7 protein-coding genes and 1 riboswitch are annotated in these 4,243 nt (G+C 49.8%); of the genes, 5 read left to right on the top strand and 2 right to left on the bottom strand.

Going from position 1 to position 4,243, the window contains the following annotated elements:
* Positions 1-149 precede the first annotated feature (149 nt).
* From FYJ51_RS13280 to FYJ51_RS13270, 3 genes are all read left to right on the top strand, one after another.
* Positions 150-440: a PTS sugar transporter subunit IIB gene (locus FYJ51_RS13280; protein WP_105302928.1), complete on the top strand. Its 291-nt coding sequence runs from the start codon at positions 150-152 to the stop codon at positions 438-440.
* 128 nt (positions 441-568) lie between these two features.
* A complete protein-coding gene (locus tag FYJ51_RS13275) occupies positions 569-1,126 on the top strand; it encodes a hypothetical protein (protein WP_154506005.1) in 558 nt (185 codons plus the stop codon).
* 20 nt (positions 1,127-1,146) lie between these two features.
* The gene (locus FYJ51_RS13270; protein ID WP_154506004.1) at positions 1,147-1,965 is read left to right on the top strand and encodes an aminoglycoside N(3)-acetyltransferase; all 819 of its coding nucleotides are present in this window, start codon (positions 1,147-1,149) and stop codon (positions 1,963-1,965) included.
* A 2-nt stretch (positions 1,966-1,967) separates the two neighbouring features.
* Here the strand turns inward: FYJ51_RS13270 and FYJ51_RS13265 are convergent, their stop codons facing one another.
* Positions 1,968-2,339, bottom strand: coding sequence for a GAF domain-containing protein (locus FYJ51_RS13265; RefSeq protein ID WP_456243045.1), 372 nt, complete (start codon positions 2,337-2,339; stop codon positions 1,968-1,970).
* Between the two features lie 125 nt (positions 2,340-2,464).
* Positions 2,465-2,556, top strand: a riboswitch (TPP riboswitch).
* Positions 2,557-2,587: 31 nt separating this feature from the next.
* Between FYJ51_RS13265 and FYJ51_RS13260 the strand changes: the two genes are divergently transcribed.
* Together FYJ51_RS13260 and FYJ51_RS13255 are read left to right on the top strand one after the other, a co-directional pair.
* Positions 2,588-3,307, top strand: a complete 720-nt coding sequence (locus tag FYJ51_RS13260) for an energy-coupled thiamine transporter ThiT (RefSeq protein ID WP_154506002.1) — start codon at positions 2,588-2,590, stop codon at positions 3,305-3,307.
* A gap of 98 nt (positions 3,308-3,405) precedes the next feature.
* Positions 3,406-3,948 carry a DUF402 domain-containing protein gene (locus FYJ51_RS13255; RefSeq protein WP_154506001.1) on the top strand — a complete coding sequence of 181 codons (543 nt, stop codon included), beginning with the start codon at positions 3,406-3,408 and terminating at the stop codon, positions 3,946-3,948.
* 69 nt (positions 3,949-4,017) lie between these two features.
* Here FYJ51_RS13255 and FYJ51_RS13650 read toward each other — a convergent pair.
* The coding region (locus FYJ51_RS13650) for a hypothetical protein (protein ID WP_205946344.1) at positions 4,018-4,243 on the bottom strand (226 nt) is incomplete at its 5' end.

The raw sequence follows: 4,243 nt of genomic DNA, 5'->3' as shown, positions 1-4,243 counted from the left end.
TCTTCATAAGTATCTCCGATTGCTGAACTTATTATAAATCAAAGTTCATGAAATGGAATCCAGATGACCAGTCGTCCGGAAGCTGAAATCTCCTTGCGATGAAAACGCATTCTGCTATGATAGGAAGGCAGGTTAAAGGAGTGGGGGACATGTATAAGGCACTGGTATGCTGCAGAGCGGGAATGGGATCAAGCATGCTGCTGAAAATCAAGGCAGATCAGGTAATCAGAGATAATGGATTCCCGATTTTCACAGAGCATGGCAATCTGGACAATCTGACGTCATTCAACGGGGATCTGGTGATCACGATGGATGATCTGTATCCGGAGCTGCTTGGCAAGGTTCCGTATGTGATCGGCATTCATTCTGTTCTTGACAAGGCAGACATGAAGCAGAAAATCGAGCAGTTCCTGAAGTGGGAACAGGAACAGAAGCACTGACAGACCGTGGAGGTCTGTTTTTCAAAAGGAGAGCATCCGGCCGGAACCATGGTACAATCTGTACATAGCATATAGGTCTTTCAGGAGGATGCTTTTCCTGAATGATTCTGCTGAGGAAGAATTTGCTCATGAAGAAGATTTTGTTATACGGACTCTCCGAGAAAGAAAATCATACTGCCAGGAACATGGCACAGAGTGCCGGGGTTCCTGCTTATGTGATCGGAGATGAAGTCCTGGATGAAAAAGTCGGTGATGTTCTGAAGATTCAGGAAGACCTGAATCCGATTCATGAGCAGATTGAGGAAGAGTTCCTGCTGGCTGATGGTTTTCAGGTATCTGATTTTCTTGGGCTTCTGAAGAACGAGCGGACGGCACAGGCATTGCAGAATGTGATCAAGGTGATCGTCTCAGAAGAAAATCTGGACTGGACGGTCAGAGCACTGTTCTCCCGGGCCGGGCAGCAGGCTGTGATCAATCGGAAAGCAGCGGTTCTTCAGGGAATGATCCAGGCCTGCAATGGACTGGATGTTTCCGGGATGGATGCTCAGGCCCAGATGCTGCTGAAAGAACGGCTGAGAAAGTCTGTACTTCTGCTGCGCAGTGGAAACTATGATGCAGATAAGCTTGATCAGGCCGCAAAGGAACTCAGCGAAAGCCTGAAGGGAAGCCGCCGGCTTTACAGCTGATCAGGATGAGGAAAGGTAGTATGGCAGATAAAGAACAGAAACCGATCAGGACAGCAGTGACCAAAGAGAGCCTGATGGCGGCGCTGCAGAGTGTCGGGGTCGGTCCGAATATGATCCTGGAGGTTCATTCGTCGCTTTCTTCGCTTGGCTATGTGGTCGGCGGAGCGCGGACGGTGGTGGATGCGCTCATGGAGCTGAGCGAGCCCGGGGGAACGATTCTGATGGCAACTCAGACTGCAGATAATTCCGATCCTTCCTCCTGGCAGAATCCTCCGGCTGCTCCGGAAACATGGAAGACGATCCGGGAGAATATGCCGGCATATGATCCGGAGGCGACGGATCTCAGCGAGATGGGAGCAGTCGCAGAGAATTTCCGGCATCGGGCAGGCGTGGTGTCTTCCTGCCATCCGAGTGACAGCTATGCGGCATGGGGCAGATATGCAAAGCTGCTGTGCAACCGGCAGAGCATGCATTTTCCGCTGGCGGAGGAATCTCCGGCTGCCAGATTATATGAACTGAAGGGCTATGTTCTTCTGATCGGCGTGGATTTCACGAAGGTGACATGCATGCATCTGGCGGAATACCGTTCGGAATGCCGGCCGATCGTGATCAACTGTGCCTGCGTGCAGGATGGCGGAAAGCGCTACTGGAAGAAGTATCTGAATCTGGATATCGACAGCAGCGATTTCGAGAAAGTCAGAAGCTCGCTCGAAAAGAAAAGCATGATCCGTGAGACCATGCTGGGAGATTGCCATATCCAGCTCTTCCCGGTGAATGCCGCAGTAGATGAAGCGGTGCGATATTTCGAGAAGAACGTGGTTTACGATCTGTATCGCTGAACTTATACGGACCAGTGATGCTGCAGGAATGCGGAAGTGATGTCTTCGGCTGCCTGCAGCATTTNCTTTTCCATCTCTTCTGTGAATCTGTCCGGAACCGGAGCGTCCAGATCAATTTCAGCAATGCATCTGCCGTTCATCAGAACCGGAACGCATAATTCGCTGCGGCTGGCAGAATCGCAGGCAATGTGGCCGGGAAACTCCAGCACATCGCGGATGCGCTGAGGCTTCTGGCTCGTATAGCAGGCGCCGCAGACGCCTTTGTCAAATGGAATATGCGTGCATGCAGGCCTGCCCTGGAAGGGACCTAGGACGAGTTCTCCGTTTTTCGCAAAATAGAATCCTGCCCAGTTCAGCTGATCATAGTTCTGCATGATGCAGGCGCTGATGTTGGCGAGGCTGGCAATGAGGTCGGGTTCTTCCAGAAATGCCCGGATCTGTTCGTTGATGAGATTCATGCGTTTATTGTACCATGGCTGATCTGACGTGATATAATCGCCTTCGTGAACAGGGGTGCTCTTCAGAGCTGAGAAAAGACCCTTATCACCTGATCTAGGTAACACTAGCGTAGGGAGTTCAGAACTCTTTACGCCTCTACTGCAAAAACGGAGGTGTATTTTTTATGTCAAGCACAGAACGCAGCAGAACCAGAACCATTGCTTATCTCGCTCTTTACATTGCCCTCTACATCGCATTGAAGTATGTGGGAAATCTGATTCCGTTCCTTCAGATGCCGAATGGAGGTTCCATCGAACTTGAGCTGATTGCCGTATTCCTTGCCTCATATCAGCTCGGCTGGAAGAATGGCGTGATCGTGGCGATCCTGGCCTGGCTGCTGACTTTTATCCTCGGGTTCCCGATGTGGTTTGTATCACCGATGCAGACACTCCTGGACTATGTTCTGCCGCTGGTTGTCTGCGGCATGGCTTCTCTGCTATGGCCGTTCCGTTCTCTGAATAAGCCGGCAGCGATCTGCATGGCTGTGATCATCGCGGTGGCGGCATATTTCGGAATCACGAAGAGCTGGAATGGAGCTGCTTCTCTGCTGGTCGGCGTGATTGTCGCGATTGCGGCTGGTGCGTTCACTTACTGGTATGTTCAGACCAGAAAGCGGTTCGGCATTGTCATCTCGATGCTGCTGAAATATGTATTCCAGATGCTGTCCGGTGTGTTCTTCTGGTTCCCGGAAGGTTCAGCCGCAGGATCTGCCGAAGCCTGGACTTATTCGATCGGCTATAATCTCTGGTATAACCTGGTGACGATGGTGGTCTGCATCTTCGTGGTGCCGATGATTATCGATCGTCTGGGAAAATCCGGAATCCGCTTTGTGAAAAAAGCCTGACGGTGCCCCTCTGCGGGGCACTTTTTCGTAGGCAGGACAGGTACTTTTGCCATTCAGATGCTTTGGAGTAAAATAGTACCGCGGAAAGGAGCATTTTCATGCCGCAGCTGCCGAGTGTCGGGTCAGAAGTATATATACAGAGTTTTAAGCATAATGGAAGCCTGCACCGGACCTGGTGCAAGGGCTTTATCCTGGAAGCAAATGAGAACCGGATTGTTGCAGTAACAAATAAAGCCTGGGTCATTGAGGCGGATGGACGGAAATGGTTCACGAGGGAACCTGCCGTCTGCTTCTTCTGGAGCCATCGCTGGTATAACGTGATTTCCATGATCCGGAAAAACGGAATCTATTATTACTGCAATCTTGCTTCCCCGAGTTTATGGGATGGGGAAGCGATCAAGAATATCGATTATGATCTCGATGTGAAGCTGTACCCCGATAATTCCTACCAGATTCTGGATGAAGGGGAATATGCAATGCATGCGAAGCAGATGAACTATCCCCCGGAGGTCATGCAGATTGTCGAACATGAGATGCAGAAACTGATCGATTCGATGGATAAGGGAGAGGATCCATTCAATCAGGATTGCATCGAGTCTTACTATCATATGTATCAGAAGATGAATCGTCAGTCACTCTGACGATTTTTTTCTGCTTTTTATAGATAGGTCACCCAATCACTTATTGAAAAAATGAAAAAAACTAATTGACTAAAGGGAGAGAGGGATGCTATATTCTTTGAGCACGCGGCGAGAGAGCCTGGGCAAGGATAAATGAGAAAGGAATTTCTCAGAAAGTAATTGACAGGAGCGTGCAGAAGTGATAATCTCTTGAATTGCACGGCGAGAGCCGATGCGAGAGATCTTTGAAAACTGAACAGGAATTAAGCAACGAAAAAGAACGTCAAATTCCGATAAGGAAAGAAGACTGACGAAA

It is taken from the genome of Stecheria intestinalis, assembly GCF_009696165.1.
Classification (GTDB): Bacteria; Bacillota_I; Bacilli_A; order Erysipelotrichales; family Erysipelotrichaceae; genus Bulleidia; species Bulleidia intestinalis.
Note: the sequence above shows the minus strand (reverse complement) of the source record. Positions and strands in the feature narration are given on the sequence as shown.